The sequence below is a fragment of the Hoeflea sp. genome (assembly GCF_039975035.1).
Classification (GTDB): Bacteria; Pseudomonadota; Alphaproteobacteria; order Rhizobiales; family Rhizobiaceae; genus Hoeflea.
In genome coordinates this window covers 1-20340 of the sequence record NZ_JBDWHW010000012.1, presented here as the reverse complement: position 1 = coordinate 20340, position 20340 = coordinate 1, and the positions used below count along the sequence as shown (strand labels likewise).

At 59.4% G+C, this 20340-nt stretch carries 16 protein-coding genes and 1 tRNA gene; 3 read left to right on the top strand and 14 right to left on the bottom strand.

Annotation, left to right across the window (positions count from 1 at the left end; genetic code table 11):
* Positions 1-119: 119 nt before the first annotated feature.
* From glgX to ABJN75_RS00920, 8 genes are all read right to left on the bottom strand, one after another.
* The gene (gene glgX / locus ABJN75_RS00955) at positions 120-2093 is read right to left on the bottom strand and encodes a glycogen debranching protein GlgX (protein ID WP_348435958.1); all 1974 of its coding nucleotides are present in this window, start codon (positions 2091-2093) and stop codon (positions 120-122) included.
* The gene (locus tag ABJN75_RS00950; RefSeq protein ID WP_348435956.1) at positions 2093-3721 is read right to left on the bottom strand and encodes an alpha-D-glucose phosphate-specific phosphoglucomutase; all 1629 of its coding nucleotides are present in this window, start codon (positions 3719-3721) and stop codon (positions 2093-2095) included. Before ABJN75_RS00950 ends, glgX begins: the two co-directional genes overlap by 1 nt.
* Entirely contained in the window at positions 3718-5169 is a 1452-nt protein-coding gene (gene glgA / locus ABJN75_RS00945; RefSeq protein WP_348435954.1) for a glycogen synthase GlgA, read from the bottom strand. The genes ABJN75_RS00950 and glgA overlap by 4 nt, the downstream gene beginning before the upstream one ends.
* Positions 5166-6437: a glucose-1-phosphate adenylyltransferase gene (gene glgC / locus ABJN75_RS00940; protein WP_348435952.1), complete on the bottom strand. Its 1272-nt coding sequence runs from the start codon at positions 6435-6437 to the stop codon at positions 5166-5168. The genes glgA and glgC overlap by 4 nt, the downstream gene beginning before the upstream one ends.
* A gap of 18 nt (positions 6438-6455) precedes the next feature.
* Positions 6456-8678 carry a 1,4-alpha-glucan branching protein GlgB gene (glgB, locus tag ABJN75_RS00935; RefSeq protein ID WP_348435950.1) on the bottom strand — a complete coding sequence of 741 codons (2223 nt, stop codon included), beginning with the start codon at positions 8676-8678 and terminating at the stop codon, positions 6456-6458.
* Entirely contained in the window at positions 8675-11146 is a 2472-nt protein-coding gene (locus tag ABJN75_RS00930; RefSeq protein WP_348435948.1) for a glycogen/starch/alpha-glucan phosphorylase, read from the bottom strand. The genes glgB and ABJN75_RS00930 overlap by 4 nt, the downstream gene beginning before the upstream one ends.
* A 465-nt stretch (positions 11147-11611) precedes the next feature.
* A tRNA-Val gene (locus tag ABJN75_RS00925) sits at positions 11612-11686 on the bottom strand.
* A gap of 200 nt (positions 11687-11886) precedes the next feature.
* A complete protein-coding gene (locus tag ABJN75_RS00920; RefSeq protein ID WP_290888078.1) occupies positions 11887-12252 on the bottom strand; it encodes a response regulator in 366 nt (121 codons plus the stop codon).
* Positions 12253-12427: 175 nt separating this feature from the next.
* On the opposite strand from ABJN75_RS00920, the gene ABJN75_RS00915 reads away from it, so the two are divergent.
* A complete protein-coding gene (locus ABJN75_RS00915; RefSeq protein ID WP_348435946.1) occupies positions 12428-13336 on the top strand; it encodes an N-formylglutamate amidohydrolase in 909 nt (302 codons plus the stop codon).
* Positions 13337-13636: 300 nt separating this feature from the next.
* Positions 13637-14416, top strand: a complete 780-nt coding sequence (gene hisN / locus ABJN75_RS00910; protein WP_348435944.1) for a histidinol-phosphatase — start codon at positions 13637-13639, stop codon at positions 14414-14416.
* Here hisN and ABJN75_RS00905 read toward each other — a convergent pair.
* Positions 14400-15386: an alpha/beta hydrolase gene (locus tag ABJN75_RS00905; RefSeq protein ID WP_348435942.1), complete on the bottom strand. Its 987-nt coding sequence runs from the start codon at positions 15384-15386 to the stop codon at positions 14400-14402. The two genes, hisN and ABJN75_RS00905, sit on opposite strands and share 17 nt — an antisense overlap.
* A 394-nt stretch (positions 15387-15780) precedes the next feature.
* Here ABJN75_RS00905 and ABJN75_RS00900 point away from each other — a divergent pair, with 394 nt between their 5' ends.
* Positions 15781-16248: an Hsp20 family protein gene (locus ABJN75_RS00900; RefSeq protein ID WP_348435940.1), complete on the top strand. Its 468-nt coding sequence runs from the start codon at positions 15781-15783 to the stop codon at positions 16246-16248.
* A 63-nt stretch (positions 16249-16311) separates the two neighbouring features.
* On the opposite strand, the gene ABJN75_RS00895 is transcribed toward ABJN75_RS00900, so the two are convergent.
* The 5 genes from ABJN75_RS00895 to ABJN75_RS00875 all read right to left on the bottom strand — a co-directional run bounded on the left by ABJN75_RS00895 (position 16312) and on the right by ABJN75_RS00875 (position 20162).
* The gene (locus ABJN75_RS00895; RefSeq protein WP_348435938.1) at positions 16312-16884 is read right to left on the bottom strand and encodes a DoxX family protein; all 573 of its coding nucleotides are present in this window, start codon (positions 16882-16884) and stop codon (positions 16312-16314) included.
* Positions 16881-17684: a DNA-binding domain-containing protein gene (locus tag ABJN75_RS00890; protein WP_348435936.1), complete on the bottom strand. Its 804-nt coding sequence runs from the start codon at positions 17682-17684 to the stop codon at positions 16881-16883. The genes ABJN75_RS00895 and ABJN75_RS00890 overlap by 4 nt, the downstream gene beginning before the upstream one ends.
* Positions 17671-18591, bottom strand: a complete 921-nt coding sequence (locus ABJN75_RS00885) for a DUF692 domain-containing protein (RefSeq protein ID WP_348435934.1) — start codon at positions 18589-18591, stop codon at positions 17671-17673. Before ABJN75_RS00885 ends, ABJN75_RS00890 begins: the two co-directional genes overlap by 14 nt.
* 30 nt (positions 18592-18621) lie before the next feature.
* Positions 18622-18927 carry a DUF2282 domain-containing protein gene (locus ABJN75_RS00880; protein WP_348435933.1) on the bottom strand — a complete coding sequence of 102 codons (306 nt, stop codon included), beginning with the start codon at positions 18925-18927 and terminating at the stop codon, positions 18622-18624.
* A 185-nt stretch (positions 18928-19112) separates the two neighbouring features.
* Positions 19113-20162, bottom strand: a complete 1050-nt coding sequence (locus tag ABJN75_RS00875) for a low specificity L-threonine aldolase (protein ID WP_348435931.1) — start codon at positions 20160-20162, stop codon at positions 19113-19115.
* Between the last annotated feature and the right edge of the window lie 178 nt (positions 20163-20340).

Sequence of the window (20340 nt, the reverse complement as noted above, 5' to 3'; positions counted from 1 at the left end):
GCGAAACGGCCATCTTTGCATCACTTCTTTGCATCCGTCAGAGCCTTATGGACAGAGACGAGGGATTTACCCTGCGTTCAAGTGCGGTTGCCCGGCGGAAAGCCTGATTCGATCAGGCATCATTCCGGTGCCTCCTGCCAGCCAAGAACGGAACGGGGCGGGACAATGCCGTCATTTGTCGCCTCGGGCGTGGCCGGGCGCCAGATACCCACGCTGTCAGGGAGCCGGCAGCGGGTCTCGGTGCGACCCCGATTGAACGTGATCGCAATCCGTTGCCCGGGCTGCCCGAGCACCATCATGAAAGCATCGGTCGCCGGATCCTCCCAGTGAACCGGCGTCATCGGCTCCCCGTCGGGTGTCAGCCATGCAACCTGATCCGGATTGCCGGCGCTCCCGGCGTCTTGCAGGAATTCCAGCCGGGTCAGGATCTGCGAGTTTTCCCTGAATTCGGACCAGGCACGGGTGAAATCGAGGCGCTCCTGATTGACCTTGTCCCAATCCCGCCAGGTGATGATGTTGTCCTGAGCATAGGCATTGTTGTTGCCGCCCTGGCTGTGTCCGAACTCATCGCCTGCCGTCAGGAGGATCGCACCGCGGCTGGCAAACAGCGTGGCGATAATCGCGCGGGCATCGGCCTCCCGGGCGGCGAGAACGGACGGATCGTCGCTCGCGCCTTCAACACCGTTGTTCCAGGAATAATTGGCGTTGTGTCCGTCCCGGTTGTCCTCGCCATTGGCTTCATTGTGTTTGGTCTTGAAAGCAACCAGATCGCCCAGCGGGAACCCGTCATGGGCGGCGACGAAGTTGACGCTTCGGGTCTTTGTGGCGCCATGCCTGGCAAAAACGTCGGAAGAGCCCGAGAGTCGGGTCGCGAGCGCCCCGGTCATGGAAGCATCCCCGCGCCAGTAGCGGCGCATGTCGTCCCGGGCATTGTCGTTCCATTCAAGCCATGGTGGACCGAAATTGCCGAGTTGATACCCCCCCGGACCTATGTCCCAGGGTTCGGCAATCAGGAGTCTGTCATGCAGGACGGGGTCATCGACAATGAGTTGGAGAAGTTTGGCTCCGGATGAAAAGCCGTTCTGGTCGCGGCCCAGTATCGGAGCCAGATCAAAGCGAAATCCGTCAACTCCGGCATGTGTCACGAAGTGGCGCATTGCTGTCAGCACCAGTTCCTGAACCACGGAATGGTCGCAGGCAAGCGTGTTGCCGCAACCGGTATCGTTGATCAGTGTTCCGCTTGCGTCGTGACGATAATATTCCTTGTTGCCAAGTCCGCGCAGCGACAAGGTCGGACCGTGGATATCGCTTTCACCGGTGTGGTTGAAGACGACGTCGAGAATGACATCAATACCTGCTGCATGAAGCGCTGCGGTGGCGTAACGAAGATCGGCGATGCCACCGGGCGCCAGGCGGGGATCTAGCGCCAGCATCGTCACCGGATTGTAGCCCCAGGCATTGCTCAGGCCCAGGGGCGGCAGATGACGCTCATCAATCCAGGCGACAACCGGCATCAGCTCGATGGCACTGACATGCAGCGAGCGCAGATGATCGAGTATTGCGGGATGGGCCAGTGCCCGCAAGGTTCCACGGTCGCTTTTTTGAATGTCGGGATGCAGCAAGGTGAAGGCGCGCACTGGAAGTTCGTAGACAAGCCCGCAGGGCCTGGCGCGCGGACGTTCCGGATTCAACGCTGGCAACGGCCTTTCGACAATGGCTTTCGGGACAAGGTCGGCTGTGTCCGTTTCATGTTCGCCGAGACGGGGATCGTAGCGGAACGGGCGATCGATGCGAATGGCATAAGGGTCGACGAGCAGCTTCGCGCGGTCAAACCGGTGTCCGTCATCGGGTCGCCACGGTCCATCGGCGCGAAGGCCGTAGCGTGTGCCTTCGCCAATTCCCGGCACCAAGCCTGAAAACAGACCATCGCCGCCGGTTCCAAGGGCATGGCATGCCGCTTCCCGGTCGTTGTCGTCAAACAGGCAAACTGAAACCGATGAAGCCGACGGTGCCCGGACCGAGAAACGAACGCCATCTGCGGTCAGTTCCGCACCGGGTTGCGCCCGGGCGCCAAAAGCGTCGGGATCACTCATCAGGTGATGACGGTGGGGGCGTCGCGGCCGGTCCATTTGAGGATTTCAGCCAGCATTTCGGCGGCTTCGATAACGGGCGCGAGAGCTTTCTGGGTTTCCTCGCCATGACGGGCGGGGTCTGGTTCGTGGCGTTCCATGTAGACCCTCAGTGTTGCGCCGGATGTGCCGGTTCCCGATAGCCGGAAGACCAGACGGGCCCCGCCTTCGAAGAAGATCCGTATGCCCTGGTTACGGCTGACAGATCCATCCACCGGATCGTGATAGGTGAAGTTGTCGGCCTTTTCGATCGTCAGCGATGCGGCCTGAAGACCCGCCAGATTGTCAAGTTTGCTCTCCAGCGCCGCGACCAGCTGATTGGCCTGGCCGGTGTCGATCGCTTCGTAATCATGCCGGGAGTAGTAGGTCCGGCCGTACTCGGTCCAGTGATCCTGAACGATTTCCATAACGCTCTGCCGGCGGACGGCAAGAATGTTGAGCCAGAGCAGCACAGCCCAGAGCCCGTCCTTTTCGCGCACGTGGTCGGAGCCGGTGCCTGCGCTTTCCTCGCCGCAGATGGTGCAGCGACCGGCATCGAGCAGATTGCCGAAGAACTTCCAGCCGGTTGGGGTCTCATGCATTTCGACGCCGAGCTTTGCTGCGACCCGGTCTGCGGCGCCGCTGGTCGGCATCGAGCGGGCGATGCCTTTCAGACCGTCACTGTAGCCGGGCGCGAGATGGGCATTTGCGGCGAGCATCGCCAGCGAATCCGATGGCGTCACAAACACGCCTCGGCCGATAATCAGGTTGCGGTCGCCATCGCCATCCGAGGCTGCGCCGAAATCAGGGGCGTCCGGACCCATCATCAGGTCATAAAGTGCCTTGGCGTGAACCAGGTTCGGGTCGGGGTGATGCCCGCCGAAATCCTCGAGCGGCGTGGCATTGAGCACGCAAGCCGGATCGACGCCGAGCCGCTTGACCAGGATTTCACGCGCATAGGGGCCGGTAACGGCATGCATGGCGTCGAATGCAATCTGGAAACCGTCTTTGACCAGTGCGCGGATAGCGTCGAAATCGAACAACGTTTCCATCAGCTCGGCATAATCGGCGACGGGGTCTACGACTTCGATCGTCATTCCGGCTGCTTCGAACTTGCCGAGCTTGTCGAGATTTATCTCTCCCGTCTTGGCAATCATGTAACGGTCGATGACCTGGGTCCGGGCGTAGATTGCTTCGGTGATCTTCTCCGGCGCGGGGCCGCCATTGGAGATGTTGTACTTGATGCCGAAATCCTCGGTCGGGCCACCCGGATTATGGCTTGCCGAGAGGATAAGTCCTCCAAAAGCCTGGTGTTTGCGGATCATGTGCGAGGCGGCGGGCGTCGACAGGATACCGCCCTGACCGACGAGGACGCGGCCAAAGCCATTGGCAGCTGCCATGGCGATCGCTGTCTGGATGACATCGCGATTGTAGAAACGGCCGTCGCCGCCGATGACAAGCGTTTGCCCCTGAAAGCCATCGAGGCTGTCGAAAATCGACTGGATAAAGGCTTCGGTATAGCCCGGCGTCTGGAAAACCGGGACTTTCTTGCGAAGCCCGGAGGTGCCGGGTTTCTGGTCTTGGAAGGCGGTGACGGGTACAGTCCGGATCATGGATTTTCACTCTTTGAGGCAAGAAGTTCGGCATAAAGGCTCGCATAGCGCAACGCGCTTCGATCCCAGGAGACATCCGCGTTCATGCCCTGGTTTTGAAGCCGCGCCCAGACTTTGGGATCGGCAAAGCTGCGGATGGCGCGGCGCAAGGCCTCGCGCAAGGCGTCGGGCGTGACCGGGCCGAACTGAAAACCGGTTGCCACCCTCGCCGCGATTGCCGCCTCGTTGGCATCGATAATCGTGTCAGCCAGACCGCCGGTGCGCGCCACCACCGGCACATTGCCGTAGCGAAGCCCGTAAAGCTGGGTCAGACCGCAGGGCTCGAATCGCGACGGCACCAGGATAACGTCGCCGCCGGCCTGCATGAGATGCGACAGAGCTTCGTCATATCCGATAACCAGCCCGACATGACCGTGTTGGCGATCGGCCGCAGCCTGCAATGCGCTTTCGAGCGCCTGATCGCCGGAGCCGAGCACTGCCAGCTTTCCGCCCATGGCTACAATATCGTCGACGATTTCGGCGAGAACGTCGATGCCCTTCTGCCACGTCAACCGGCTGACCACAGTGAAGACCGGACCATCGGTGTCGGCGAAGCCAAACCGTTCAGCCAGTGCTTCGCGATTGGGCTGGCGTTTCTTCAGCTTTGAGTGGGTGTAGTTTGCGGCGATCATGGTATCTGTCCCCGGATCCCACACCTTGGTGTCGATGCCGTTGACGATGCCGTGCAGTGCGTCCGCGCGGGCGTTGATCAAGCCATCGAGACCCATTCCGAAATCGGGGGTACGGATTTCCTGGGCGTAGGTCGGGCTGACGGTGGTGATGGCCGAGGCCATTTGCAGGCCACCCTTGAGAAAGCTGACATCACCGTAATATTCGAGCCCGGTCATCGCGAAGTCTGATTGGGGCAGTCCAAGGTCAGGGAAGATGTCCGGTCCGAACTGGCCCTGAAAGGCCAGATTGTGAACCGTCATGACCGTCGGCGTGGCCACGGCCTTGCCATGCTTCATGTAGGCAGGGGTGAGGCCTGCCTGCCAGTCATGGGCGTGAACGATGTCGGGTATCCAGCCGTCGATCCCGTCTTCCGCAATCGTGGCCGCCGCACGGCTTAGTGCGGCAAAACGTTTCCAGTTGTCCGGGTGATCGGCGCCCGCCGCATCGGTGTAGGGCCCACCGTCGCGGTCAAACAGGCTCGGCGCGTCGAGCACTAGATACTGAACGCCATCCATCCTGCAAGCAAGCACTGCAGCCTGGGCGCCCAGAAGATCATCGAACTCAAGCAGCCGCACCGGGTTGGGGAGTTTTGCCATGACCTGCTTGTAGCCGGGGAGCAGCACCTGCATTTCCACCGCATGCGCCGCCAGTGCCGACGGCAGGGCGCCAGCCACATCGGCGAGCCCGCCGGTCTTGATCAGCGGATAGACTTCGGATGCGACGGAGAGAACCTTCATTCGTAAATCAGCCCCGCACGGTCAAGCATATCCTGGGTAATCAGGCAAATCCCGGTTTCGCTCCGGTGGAAACGGCTGGCATCGAGTTCCGCGTCTTCGCCGACGACAAGACCAGCCGGAATCTTGACGCCCCGGTCAATGACCACGCGGGAGAGACTGGCATGCCTGCCAATGACACAATCGGGCAGCACCACGGCTTCGTCCAGCTTCGAATAGGACCGGCACAAGACACCTGTGAAAAGCAGCGAGCGCTGGACTTCAGAGCCTGAAATGATGCAGTCACCCGACACCAGCGAGGAAATCGCCGTGCCGCGCCGCCCCTCTTCATTGTGCACGAATTTGGCTGGCGGCTTGATCTCCGCATAGGTCCAGATCGGCCAGGAGCGGTCATAAAGATCGAGTTCCGGCAGGATGTCGGTGAGATCGATATTTGCCTGCCAGTAGGCATCGATGGTCCCGACATCGCGCCAATAGGCTTCCTTCTCGGGGGTTTCGCGGACGCAGGATTCGGAAAACCTGTGTGCCACGGCTTTGCCGTTCTCGACAATGTAGGGAATGATATCCTTGCCGAAGTCACGGCTTGATCCGGGTGTGGCGGCATCGCGGCGCAACTCGTCCATCAGGAAGTCGGTGTTGAAAACATAGATGCCCATTGAGGCCAAAGCCATGTCGGGCTTGTCCGGCATGGCCGGCGGGTCGGCGGGTTTTTCGACAAAGGCGATGATCTCGTCCCTGTCGTTGATATGCATGACCCCGAAACCGGTCGCCTCCTGGCGCGGGACTTCAAGACAGCCGACGGTGACGTCCGCGCCGGAATTGACATGCTGCTGCAGCATCAATTCATAATCCATCTTGTAGATGTGATCGCCAGCGAGAATGACCATGTATTTGGGGTCATAGCCTTCGATGATATCGATGTTCTGGAACACGGCGTCGGCGGTTCCGTCATACCATTGGGTTTCCGATACACGCTGGCTGGCGGGCAGGATATCGAAGCTTTCGTTTCGCTCGGGGCGAAGGAAGTTCCAGCCGCGTTGCAAATGCCGGATGAGGGAATGTGCCTTGTACTGGGTGGCGACGCCAATGCGCCTGATGCCCGAATTCAGGGCGTTGGACAGGGCAAAGTCGATGATCCGTGATTTGCCGCCAAAATAGACCGCTGGTTTGGCGCGACGGTCCGTGAGTTCCTTCAGGCGGCTGCCGCGACCGCCTGCCAGGACATAGGCCATGGCGTCACGCGCCAGTGGCTGAACCCTTTTCTGCTCCATCTTTTCCTCCCCTTTTCGCTAGCTCGTACCAGGCTGGTCGGGCGTCAACATCAATGTCGCCAATGGCGGCAGGGTCAGCTTCGCGACCACGCGTCCATCCTCCAGGCGTGCATTCACTTCACCAAGATTGCCTTTGCCGGACCCTCCATAGATGGTCGCGTCCGAGTTGAAGATTTCCCGCCAGATCCCTTCCAGGGGCATCGGTAGAACGTATCCGGTCAGGAAAGCGGGCGTCAAATTGGCAATGATCACCACCGGCTTTTCACCGGGTGCGCGGCGGACCCAGGCAAACACCGAATTGGCGCTATCGTCGGCGACGAGCCATTCGAAACCTTCCGGCTCGCAATCGCGGGCATGCAGGGCGGGTGTCCGCGCATAGAGCCTGTTGAGATCGCGAACCAGGTCCTGCATGCCATAATGGCGCGGATCGTCGAGATGATCCCAGTCGAGTGACCGGGCTTCGCTCCATTCGCCGCGCTGAGCGAACTCCTGTCCCATGAACAGCAGCTTCTTGCCGGGATAGCCCCACATGAAGCCATAATAGGCTCTCAGATTGGCGAATTTCTGCCATTCGTCGCCGGCCATCTTGGTCAGCAGCGAACCCTTGCCGTGCACAACCTCGTCATGAGAGATCGGCAATACGAAATTTTCCGAGAATGCATAGAGCAGGCCGAAGGTCAGGTCACTGTGGTGATGACGGCGGTGGATCGGATCGCGCTGAAAATAGGTCAGCGTGTCATGCATGAACCCCATGTTCCATTTGAACCCGAATCCCAGTCCGCCCTCATGCACCGGAGCCGAGACCTTGGGCCAGGAGGTGGATTCCTCGGCGATGGTAACGACGCCTGGATGGCTGCCATAGACCGCCTTGTTCATCTGACGAAGAAATTCCACCGCGTCGAGATTTTCACGGCCGCCATCCTTGTTGGGGATCCATTCGCCTTCCTTGCGGGAGTAGTCGAGATAGAGCATCGATGCGACCGCATCCACGCGCAGGCCGTCGACATGGTAGGTCTCGGCCCAGAACAGGGCATTGTTGACGAGGAACGAGCGCACTTCGCGGCGTCCGAAATTGTAGATCGCGGTGTTCCAGTCGGGGTGGAAGCCCTGACGCGGATCGGCGTGTTCATAAAGCGCGGTGCCGTCGAAACGAGACAATCCATGGGCATCGGTAGGAAAATGTGCAGGCACCCAGTCCAGAATGACGCCGAGACCGACCTGATGTGCGCCGTCGACAAAGCGGGCAAAGCCCTCGGGTTCGCCGAAGCGGGCGGAAGGGGCATACAGACCGGTGGTCTGGTATCCCCAGGATGGATCATAGGGGTGTTCGGAGACCGGAAGAAACTCGATGTGCGTGAAGCCCATTTCCACGCAATAGGGGATCAGTTCATCGCCCAGTTCGTCCCAGGACATGAACGTTCCATCGGCGCGCCTTCGCCATGAACCGGGATGCACTTCGTAAATCGACATCGGCTGGCGACGGGGATCGACATTGCTCCAGTGGGCGCGATGGGCGCTGTCACCCCATTCATGGGCGAGATCGGCTGCGACAATCGACGCCGTGGCAGGCCGCAGTTCGGCGCGGCGAGCGAAGGGGTCCGCCTTGAGCGGCAATTGTTCGCCATTCGGGCCGAGGATTTCATATTTGTAGGCGGCATCGGGCCTGACGCCGGGCGCGAAGATTTCCCACACACCGATATCGGCGCGCAGGCGCATGACATGGCAACGACCGTCCCATTCGTTGAAATCACCGACAACGGAAACACGGCGCGCATTCGGCGCCCAGACCGCAAAATGGACACCATCGGACCCTTCATGATGGATCTGATGGGCGCCGAGCTTGTCGAAAAGCCGCAAGTGCGAGCCTTCCGCGATGAAATAATCATCCATCGGGCCAAGCACCGGGCCGTAGGAGTAAGGATCCTGGATTTCCCAGGTCGCGGTGGAATTTGTCGCCGCGTAACGCAATGGCTGGCGTCGCGCAATGTCTATCGGCCCTTCGAACAGGCCTGGCACGACGCCTTGACGGAGTTGTCCGGCGGGATTGCCGTCCAGGGTGAGAGCCATGATCTCGTCGGCGCCGGGCGCAAAGACGCGGGCAATAAAGCCTTTGTGAATTTCCTGAACGCCGAGAACGGAAAAAGGGTTTCCATGCTTGCCGGAAGCCAGTGCTTCTGCTTCGTCGGCCGAAAGGTGATAGTCCTTCTTATCGGCGTCGCGCACGGTTCCCTTTTGTGTCATGGGCCGGCTTTCCATATTTCCTTTGCATACTGGCGTATTGTTCGATCCGAAGAGAACCAGCCAACACGCGCGGTATTGAGGATAGTACGGCCATACCAGGCCTCTTCGTCAACCCACAAACTGTCAACTTGCCGCTGAGCCATGGCATAAGCGTCGAAATCGGCCGTAACCATGAACCAGTCATGGTCGTAAAGCCCGGCGATGAGATTGGTGAACCGGTCACGGTCGTCGGGACTGAAGACGCCGGACGATATGGCGGTGAGCGCCTGTGACAGTTCGCGCGAGGCTTCGATGATCGCTCGCGGATTGTGGCCGGTGACGCGTTGCTCGGCCACCTCATCGGCGGTCAGCCCGAAAATGACGATGTTGTCTTCGCCAACGCATTCGCGGATTTCCACATTGGCGCCGTCAAGCGTGCCGATGGTCAGGGCGCCGTTGAGCGCGAACTTCATGTTGCCGGTGCCCGATGCTTCCATTCCAGCCGTGGAGATCTGTTCGGAGAGATCGGCCGCCGGAACCATGATTTCGGCCAGGGAAACATTGTAGTTGGGGATGAAGACAATCTTGAGCAGGCCGCGCACGGCCGGATCATTGTTGATCACCCGCGCCACATCATTAGCCAGCTTGATGATCAATTTGGCATCGTGATAGCTCGGCGCCGCCTTGCCGCCGAAGAGTTTCACCCGCGGTGTCCAGTCAAGCTCGGGATGGGAGCGGATCTGGTCGTAGAGCGCAACCGTTTCAACAATGTTGAGCAATTGACGTTTGTACTCGTGGATCCGTTTGATCTGGATGTCGAACAAGGCCGACGGATCGAGTTTGATCCCCATGCGCCGAGCCACAAGGTTGGACAGTTGCACCTTGTTGTCGCGTTTGATCGCGGCGAACCGGGCGCGGAATTCTGCATCGCCGGCAAATGGTTCGAGGGCCTTCAATGCTTCGGCATCGTCCATGAACTCGTCGCCGATGGCTTCACGGATCAGCGAGAACAGGCCCGGATTGCATTGCATCAGCCATCGCCGCGGGGTGATGCCGTTGGTCTTGTTGTTGATGCGCTCGGGGTAGAGGCCGTGCAGATCGGAAAATACCGTCTGTTTCATCAGATCGGTGTGCAGCGCCGAGACGCCATTGATTGAATGCGAGCCGATGAAGGCCAGGTTGCCCATGCGCACGCGCCGGTCCCCGCCCTCGTCGATCAGCGAAACGGACCGGATCTGCTCTTCATCGTAACCGCGCTCCTTGCGGGCATGGCGCAACACCTTGGCGTTGATGGCGTAGACCAGTTGCATGTGCCGTGGCAGCAGTCTTTCGAACAGCGGTACCGGCCAGCTTTCCAGCGCCTCGGGCAGCAGCGTGTGGTTGGTGTAGCTGAAGGTCTTGCGGGTGATGTCCCATGCGAGATCGAAATCCATGTGATGGACGTCGATCAGCAGCCGCATCAGTTCAGCCACCGAGACCGCCGGATGGGTGTCGTTGAGCTGGACGGCGGCCTTGTCGGGCAGCGAACGCAGATCGCCGAATTGCTGCAGATGACGTCGCAGGATGTCCTGCAGCGAAGCCGAGGAGAAGAAATATTCCTGACGCAGGCGCAATTCCTGGCCGGCAGGTGTGCCGTCGGCCGGATAGAGGACCTGGGTCAGCGCTTCGGCCTTGTTGCTTTCGCGCAGCGCGCCGATGTGGTCGCCGGCATTGAAGGCGTCAAGCAGGATCGGATCAATCGGCTGGGCGGTCCAGAGCCTGAGCGTGTTGACCCGCTTGGCGCGCCAGCCGACGACCGGCGTGTCGTAGGCCACGGCAATCATGCGTTCCTGGGGTTTCCAGATGCAGCGCTGGGTCTCGTCGGTGCCGTTGCCGGTGGTGTCGACAGATCCGCCAAAGCCGATCTCATAGGCGCTTTCATGGCGCGGAAATTCCCAGGGGTTGCCATGGCTCAGCCAGGTCTCCGGAAGTTCGACCTGCCAGCCATCACTCATTTGCTGCCGGAACAGACCATGGACATAGCGGATGCCATAGCCATAGGCCGGGATGTCGACTGTGGCCATCGATTCCATGAAACAGGCAGCCAGCCGGCCGAGACCGCCATTGCCGAGCGCCGCATCGGGCTCCAGCGCCGTGACGGCATCAAAATCGACACCAAGCGACTGCAGGGCCTCGCGGACTTCGTCAATCATTTCGAGATTGGAGACGGCGTCGCGGGTCAAGCGTCCGATCAGGAATTCCAGTGACAGGTAATAAACCCGCTTGCCACCGCTCTCATAGGTCTGCCGGGTGGACTCCATCCAGCGGTCAATCACCCGATCACGGATCACCAGAATGGTGGCGGTCATCCAGTCATGCGGCTTGGCGACCTTGGCGTCCTTGCCGATCGAATAGGTGAGGCGTTCAATAATCTCTGCCGCCAGTGTGGCCGGGTCGGCACTGCGCGGAGCGGGGGAGGGAAGGTCGGAAATGGCGGACTTGGTTATCATCGAATGTCCCGTTCATCTTGGGCCTGCACGCAACGGATGCCGTTAACGCCTGGAAGTGATGTGATCCAGCGGCTCTCCAAGCAATGAATGATTTTTTCGGCAATATCCAGCATTTAAATCCATTAGATTGAGGTTTTTGGCATGGAAAGGCCACAGTGCTGTCGCCAGAGCAGCATAATTTCTCGTCGTTTCAATGTGAAAGCGGGCATCCTGATTTGCCTCCCGGCACATGGGAATTGCCACGGGTTCAGGCCAACCGCTGGTCTCGTGCCTTGAGCGCATAATGTCGCGGCGGCGTGTGAGAGCGCGGTGGAACGCCCGCCCGCCGGAATTTTCATCGCGTGAGAACGTGTTGGGTGGAGAAATCCAGGGTTTGTCATGGGCTGGGGATCTAGTCGCACATTGCCCCGAGTTTCAGTGAACCTGTTGTCCACTATGTAAGCCCGGTCTAAGTGCTTGAAAGGATGGTGGGCGTAACAGGGATTGAACCTGTGACCCCTACAATGTCAATGTAGTGCTCTCCCGCTGAGCTATACGCCCATCCGATGCGGGGCTTACACCACAGAAAGCCCTGCTGCGTCAATATGAAAACAACGCGTTTTTCACCGCTGTTTGTTTGCGGTGAATTATCATGGCGCAAAGCAGCCATGTGGCTGCTGGCATGAGCGGCAGGGCAAGGGGACGTTGTCGGTTCAGGCGCTGCCGGGCAGGCAGGTCCGGGATTGCGGACTTGCCGGGTGTCAGGCCGCCTGGATCATCTTGTTGACCTCGTCGACAAGGTCGCGGAGATGAAACGGCTTTGACAGCACTTTCGCGTCCCGCGGGGCCTTGGAGTCAGGATTGAGCGCCACGGCGGCAAAGCCGGTGATGAACATGACCTTGAGATCGGGATCAAGTTCGGTGGCCCGGCGGGCCAGTTCGATGCCATCCATTTCCGGCATCACGATGTCGGTGAGGAGCAGCGAGAAGGGCTCTTCGCGAAGCCGGTCATAGGCGCTTGCGCCATTGTCGAAAGAACGGACTTCATAGCCGGCCTTTTCCAGTGCCTTGACCAGGAACCGGCGCATGTCGTTGTCGTCTTCAGCGAGGAGAATTTTCGGCGTCATTATGTTTCCAAACCTGTCTTCGTGCTCATGCAGCTTTGCCTTCGTCCTCTCTAAGCCATTCCAGTAAACATCAGATGAATGATGGCGTTTGTGAGATCAGAAGTGTCCCGGACTGGACAGGTGTGGGGGCAACTGGCAAGGTGAAACAAGCGGTTGCAGGGGTAAAGGGACTAATATGCGCGAAGCCGACGTTCCCGGAGCGGCAAATGAGCCAGAAGCGGTTGCGCCATTCGAGATTCGCTGCCCGGCCTATCAGACCGAAGCCTTCGTGTTCAATTCACCGCATTCAGGCCGCGTCTATCCCGAATCCTTTCTGGGCATGTCTCGGCTTGACCGCATTTCGATCCGGCGCTCGGAGGACCATTACGTCGACGAGTTGTTCGCAGGCGTGATCCAGCTGGGAGCGCCGCTGCTTGCGGCTCAGTTCCCGCGTGCCTGGCTTGATGTCAACCGCGAACCCTACGAGCTTGATCCACGCATGTTTGACGGCGCCTTGCCGCCATTCGCCAATATCGGATCAATGCGCGTGGCAGGCGGATTGGGCACGATTCCACGCCTTGTTGCCGAGAATATGGAGATTTACCGCGGCCGGATCAGCGTCGAGGAAGGGCTTACGCGGATCGAGCGGGTCTATCGTCCGTATCACGCCACCTTGCGCCGGATCATTGCCCAGACTCATGTCCGGTTTGGAAAGACCATCCTGATGGATTGTCATTCGATGCCGGCCAATGTCCGCGTCGCCGGCGGACATCAAAGGCCCGATATCATTATAGGTGACCGGTATGGCGCCAGCGCCGCCCATGATCTTTCCCAGGCCGCGGTATCGTTCCTGTCGGAGCTTGGCTATCGGGTGGTGCGCAACAAGCCTTATGCGGGCGGATTCATCACCGAGCATTACGGGCGCCCGGGACGGGGGCTGCACGCGCTGCAGATCGAGGTCAATCGCGGTCTCTATGTCAACGAGACAACGCTTGAGAAAACCGCTGGCTTTGACCTTCTTAAAGCGGATCTGACTGAGTTCGCTGGCCAGATGATGGCGCATGTACGCCAGGACCTTTCAGAGAACCGGCTGGCAGCGGAATGACAGACGGGCATTGCTCCGCATACGCGACCGATCTTACAGGGCAAAAAAAACCGCGCATGAAGCGCGGCAAAATCTAGGGAGGAAACGCCCAAGGAGGGCATTCACAGTCAGGGACTGTAACCAAACTCTAATGTTGCATTGCACAATAGTCAACAGGACACGGCTAATTACCTGTGCGTAAGCGGGACCGGGTGCGCAGACACGCGGCCTCCCCTTGCATTTCGGCACGAGCCGGTTCAGGACGTAGGGGAAGAGGGGCAACTTCCAGTCCGCAATCACGAATCCCGCACGGAGTTCGCAGTGCTTCCTGATATCACATTTTTTGACGCCATCGCCGAAGCCGCGGCGGCCGAAACGCTTCCCCGGTTCCGCATGTCAGTTGCTGTGGACAACAAGCTTGCCAGAGGATTTGACCCGGTCACCGAGGCGGATCAGGAAGCTGAAAGGGCCATACGGCGTGTGATTGGCGAGCGTTATCCCGATCACGGCATTTTGGGCGAAGAGCATGGCAGTGTTGGCCTGGATCGCGATTATGTCTGGGTGATTGACCCGATCGACGGCACGCGGGCTTTCATCTCGGGCTTGCCGGTTTGGGGTACGCTGGTGGGACTTTATCACAAGGGTCGGGCGGTGATGGGCATGATGGATCAGCCCTTTACCGGCGAGCGATTCATCGCCGGGCCGGGCAGCGCTATCGTGCGGCACAATGGCAAGACTTTGCCTTTGCGGACAAGAACAGGCGTTACACTTGAGCATGCGACGATGATGACCACGTCACCCTCGATCTTCCCTGAAGAGCTTGACGCATCCTACAAGCGGATTGAGAAAACCGTTCAGCTCGCACGCTACGGCTGCGATTGTTACGCCTATGCGATGGTCGCTTCAGGTCACATCGATCTGGTCGTTGAAGCCGGCCTGAAGGCCTATGATGTTGGCGGTTTGATTCCGCTGGTCGAGCAGGCTGGCGGCGTCATGACCACGTGGAGCGGTGATCGGCCGGAAAACGGCGGCACCATTGTCGCCAGCGGTTCGCCTCAACTGCATGAAGCGGCATTGGAAATGCTCAACCGGACCGGCTGACAGCGTCCGCGGCAAGCCCGGGCACCTGCTCGGACGGGATGAAAGCGTCGATCGCGGCCAGCGCCGCCAACCGGTACCGATCAGCTTCCTGCAGCAATTCGTGGCGGGCGCCGTCGATGATGATCGCGCGGCCGGCGCGGAACCGGTTGCTGATGGTTTCGATGGCCTGCTGGGCGACCAGCGGATCATTGCCGGCCCCGATAATCAAAGTGGGCACCTTGATTTGATCGAGATGTTCAAACCGGCCGACACGTTTCATCGCACCGAGCATTTCGTTGATCCAGAGGGCTGTCGGCGGACCCAGCCGTAATTCCGGATGCGCCGTGTAGAGCGCCTGATTGCGGGCATACCGATCAATGTCGGTGGTCAGCGCATTGCCTTTGAAGGGGTGGGGAAAGCGATCCCTGCCGGAGCTGATCCACCCGAAACCGGTTATTCTGATGATCCGTGTGACTAGCCGGATGACCCATGAGGGAACCATCTGGTTCGAAAGTTCCACGAAAGGGGCCATCAGCACGGCTCGCTCGATCCGGTTGGACAGATCGGGCGCCATCGACAATGCCACCAGAGCGCCCATGGAGTGGGCTACCATATAGAATGGCAAGCGCGTCTCGGGGAGCACGATTGTCTCCAGAAAGATCGACAGATCGGTCTCCAGATCGCGAAAACGGCGGACGTGTCCGCGCAAGCGGTTTTTCAGCAGACGATCAGAAAGGCCCTGGCCGCGCCAGTCGAAAGTCGCCACCCAGAGGCCGCGATCGGTGAAATGACGAATGGTCTCGTAGTATTTTTCGATGCACTCATTGCGGCCGTGCAGCAAAACCACGGTTCCGCGCGCCACGGATACGTCGGACTTGAAGATTGCATAGCGCAGCCGCTTGCCGCGGGCACTTCTGAACCAGCCAACGACATGGTTGCCCGGTGCGGGATTGCCGTCCGTCTCAATCAGTATCGGGAGATCATCGCTCATGGTGATCCGGATTAGTGCTTCCCCACTGTTTGGTCAAAAGGAAAAAGCCGAGGTCGAAGAGTAAAAAAGGCCGGATCCGCTTTGGGGGCGGTTCCGGCCAGGTGCACGGACCAGAAGGGACGGGATGTTCCGTGCGGCTCAGACTGTTTTGCCTGATCGGTCCGATATTGGCGGATGCAGGTTGAACATGAACACAACGCGCTATTCATCTCATATTCACAGTGCAGCGCCGCCGCTTGCCGTGAACACTTGAAGATCTTGAACCTGTCGCAAGGAATTCCCACATTGGTTTTGCAGGCGCCGGCAACCGGGTCTGCTGGCTGGATTGCCGCCCGATGCGGGGCAGACCAAAGCCACAACGCTAAACCAGAAGTCGCTCTGAAGGAGGACACCTATGCGTCACGTTGATTTTTCACCATTCTACCGTTCCACTGTCGGTTTCGACAAATTGCTGACCATGCTGGACAGCTTGGCGCCAGCCGAGCAGGCACAGACCTATCCGCCCTACAATATCGAGCGTACGGGCGATAACACCTATCGCATCACCATGGCCGTGGCAGGCTTCGAGGAAACAGAAATTTCCATCGAAGCGCGCGAACATGTGCTGACTGTCACGGGTGAGAAGGCCGACGAGAAGGATGCCGAAGGCTCGGAATTCCTCTATCGCGGCATTGCCAAGCGGGCATTCGAGCGCCGCTTCCAGCTGGCTGACCATGTCGAGGTAACCGGCGCGTCGTTGCGCAACGGTCTTCTGCATGTCGACCTTGTGCGCGAGCTTCCCGAAGCCATGAAGCCGCGCCGCATCGCCATCAGCAGCGACGCCGGCGACACGCCCAAGCAGATCGAGGCAACAAAGGCCTGATTCTATTCCCCCAAAAGGAGAAGGCTTTATGGCGCTCAGGAGACTGGGCGCCATTTTTATTGGTCAGCTTTGAGTGCGGCGCTTTGCCAGCAGGTGGTCTATGGACAAAAGTCCGGGCCCCTTGATGGTTATAACCAGCAGCGGCACGAGCCAGAGCAGGCGCTGATCAGCAATGACGCTGTCGGGAAAGCGGTCAAACCAGGCGCCTATGGATTCAGCGCCGATTTTGTGCACCGTGATGTCAACAAGCGTCTGCACGGCGATGAAGCCGATCATGCCAATCGCCGCGATGCGCGAGAACAGGCCGATCACCACCAGCAACGGCAGGATGAATTCCGCGTAAGTGCCCATCATGACAATGAGACCCCAAGGCAAGAAAGAGACCGCATCGACATCACCGCCAGCAGCTTCCACCGCGGGCAAGGCAATCTGGTAATAGGCTCCCGGCGAGATTGAAAAGAAGCCGGTCAGTCCGTCACCGACCTTGGTCCTGGCAGAATTCAGGAAGTAGCCCCACAGCACGGCTGCAAAGGCGAAGCGGGCGACAAGGCCAAGCAGCCAGGCGTCCCCCAGGCGTTCGAGAAAGCCAAAGACACGATCATGAAGTCCGGTGAGAAAAGTGATCGTCGATGTCATTCTGGTTGCTCCGTAATTGCCTGAAAGGACGAGCAGGCTGAAAACACGCCTGCTTCGAGCAGGGCTGAAATTGCTGATGGCAGGTCAAATCCGGAATGCTGTTCCAGCGTCAGAGACGCAGCCTCCCCAAGCGTCGAACCGGCCAGCAGGGATTGAAAGAAGCAGGCTCCACCTGGCGGCAGCCGCCGGACCTGAACATCGTGGTGCGGCCGCGTGATCAGGGCGTCTTCCGGATCATGGGGCCTGATGCCATCCAGCGGGCGGTTTTCGCGGTTCGCCGAAAAAATTGAAACAGCAGCATACCGGCTTTGAAGTATTCGGACCGAGGGATGTGGCGTGAATCTCGCTTCGCCGAGTTTTTCAGGCGGGATGGCTGCGAGAGCCTGCGGTGTCAAAGGCTCCGCGTCGGCGGCGTGGAACGCATCCAGCCATGCCCTTTCCAGACGCGCGATATCGGGAAGATACGGCAATTTCGAAACCGGCTCGAACCGTTCGAGGAAGGCTGCAAAGCCACCGCCATATTCGAACAGCACCGCGGAAGCCGGCGGTTCCTGGAGCACATAGATCCGCGCCATGTTCCTGAAGAATTCTTCGCCGACAAGTCGTTGAACAGCCGGAAAAACACCGGCGAGGGCGTCGATCAGACTTACAGTGACATTGTTGCGGTAAACAGCGAAGCGCTTGCGGGCGTTCTTGCCACGTGGACCAACCACCCCGTCGGGCACAGGCAGATCCGGATCGAGCAGAGCCGCGCTGAAATCACCCTGGGATCCGGGAAGCATCGGATCATTCTGCGGCATGTCGGGATCCGAGCAGGGAGGCAGGACCGAGGCGATCAAGAATGGCGTCGGCCAGTTGGGCCTCGCGACGCAAAACCGGCCATTCGGGCACATCATTGTCCCATTCAATCAACGTTGGCAGAGCGCTGGTCTGGCTGATGATGATCTCGTAGAGTTTCCATACGGCATCGGCCACCGGACGGTCATGAGCATCGATCAGGAGCAGGTCCCCTTCATCGTCGATGTCCTCGGCATGGCCGGCGAGATGGATCTCTTCCACCAGTTCCAGCGGGAAATCACGCAAATAATGCAGCGGCTTCCAGCCGTGATTTGTGGCGGAAACAAAGACATTGTTGATATCCAGCAGCAGGCCGCAACCCGATTGGCGGGCAATTTCGCCGATGAAATCGGTCTCGCTCATCGTTGTCTCTTCGAAAGCCACATAGGTGGATGGATTTTCCAGAAGTATGCGGCGCTTGAGCCGGTCCTGAATCTGGCTGATGTGGGACACCACCCGTTCGAGTGTCCGTGAATTGTAGGGAACCGGCAGAAGGTCGTTGAAATAACCGGCATCATGGCTGGACCAGGCAAGATGTTCCGACACCATTGCCGGTTCATACCGGTCGACGACCTTGGCGAGGCGATCGAGATGGACCGGATTGATGCCGCTTTCAGATCCGATGGAGAGGCCGACGCCGTGGACGGAGAGCGGGAACTGGGATCGGATGGCGGCAAGTCCGCGATGTACGGGGCCGCCGTCCCCCATATAGTTTTCAGCGTGAACTTCGAGAAATCCGATCTTGTAGTCATCTGCCAGAATGGCGTCGATGTGTGCGGTCTTCAAACCCGCACCCGCACGTGGCGGGAGCGGGCCGTCGGGGAAACCAGGAGTCTCTACAATCGGCGAATTGAGGGCGGACTGCGTCATGTGGTAACTCCCCTTTACAATGGTTTCGGATCAGGCCGGGAGATCGCGCTCAAGTGGCTCGAGCGAACCCATACGGTCTCCCTCGAGGCTCATGGTAGTGCAGGTGCCGGCTTCGACGCTCTTCCAGGCGTTGCCCTGGTAATCGACCTTCGAAGTGCCGGCGCATGTGGTGCCGGGACCGGCGGCGCAATCGTTCTTGCCTGCCATGGCGACACCATAGCATTTTTCAGTGGCTGCGGCTGCGCCCTGGGTCGATCCGAGGAAGGTGGCGCCTGAAATTGCCATGGCCACCGCGCCTGCGAGAGCGGATGCTCCGATGAGTGTTTTCTGCGACATGATGTTCTCCTTGAAGGTCTCTTGATATTGTTTCCCGGGATTTATCGTCCCGGCAGGAGAAACATGGCGAATTGCCGCATCACTTGGAAATCAAGCGCACGTTATCTGGTATCACTTGCGTGTGATCCTGACGTGATCGGATTTTTTTCTGAGGACTTTGGCGTTGATGTACGGGAGGGGTGTTGCTAACCGAGCAAGTCCACAAACCGGTCAACGTGATCTTCAGTGGTTGCAAAGCTTGTCACCAGTCTCAGCATGGTTTCATCCGTGCCCACAAGATGGGTGGCGGATCGTGGCGGCGACCATTCGTAAAACAGTGCGCCTTTGGCCGTGAGACCCTTGGCGAGGCTCCTGGGGACAATCGGAAAGGTTTCATTGGCGGGGCTTTGCCATGCCAGCCGCGCCTGGCCGGATCCTTCAATGCCTGCTTGCAGACGGGCCGCCATCGCGTTGGCGTGACGGGCGACGTCGAGCCAGAGGCCGTTTTCAAAATAGGCGTCGAACTGGGCGGCAATGAAGCGGCTCTTGGAGAACAGGTGCGCCGCCCGCTTGCGGATGAAGGGCGCCTGTGCGGCCATGGCGGGGTCGAGAAACACCAACGCTTCGGCGCACCAGCAGCCATTCTTGGTGCCGCCGAAAGACACGATGTCGACACCAAGCTCGACGGTCATTTGCGCCGGGGTGAGATCAAGCGCAACCAGCGCATTGGCGAACCTCGCGCCATCCATGTGCAGCGGCAGACCATGCGCCTTGGCAATTTTCGAGATCGCACGGATCTCTTCGATCGAATAAACCGTGCCTGCTTCGGTCGCCTGGGTCAGGGTGATTGCCATGGGTTGGCCGGCATGAACGAATCCTTCCGGATAGCGGGCAATCTCGGCTTCCAGTCTGACCGGATCCATCTTGCCTTCGGCGCCGTCCACCGGGGCAAGCCGTGAGCCATGGCTGAAAAACTCCGGAGCGCCGCATTCATCGGCAATGACATGGGCTTCGCGGTGGCAGAACGAGACGCCGCCCGGGCGGTTGACGGCGGAAAGCGCAAGCGAGTTGGCGGCCGTACCCGTGCCGACAAAGAAAACCGCGACGTCGCGGCCGAAAATCTCGTTGAAGGTTGCCTCGACCTTGCGATCCAGGTCGCTGGCGCCATAGGCCGCTGCAAAGCCGCTCGAGTGGGTGGAGAGCGAGGCGGCAATGGCCGGATGGGCGCCAGCCCAGTTGTCAGAGGTGAAGATCATGGGTGCGGGGCTCCGAAGCTTGTGGCGATTTGGCTATGGCACGATTTCACGGGTTTTCAAAGCGCTTGGCGGGGCCAAGGCAGGGCAATCGGGTGAAGAAATGCGTGACAAAGGGGTAATAAGCTGAATCTGTCGTGATCCTCTGATTTGGAAGGAGGACGACGATGGATGATGTGGT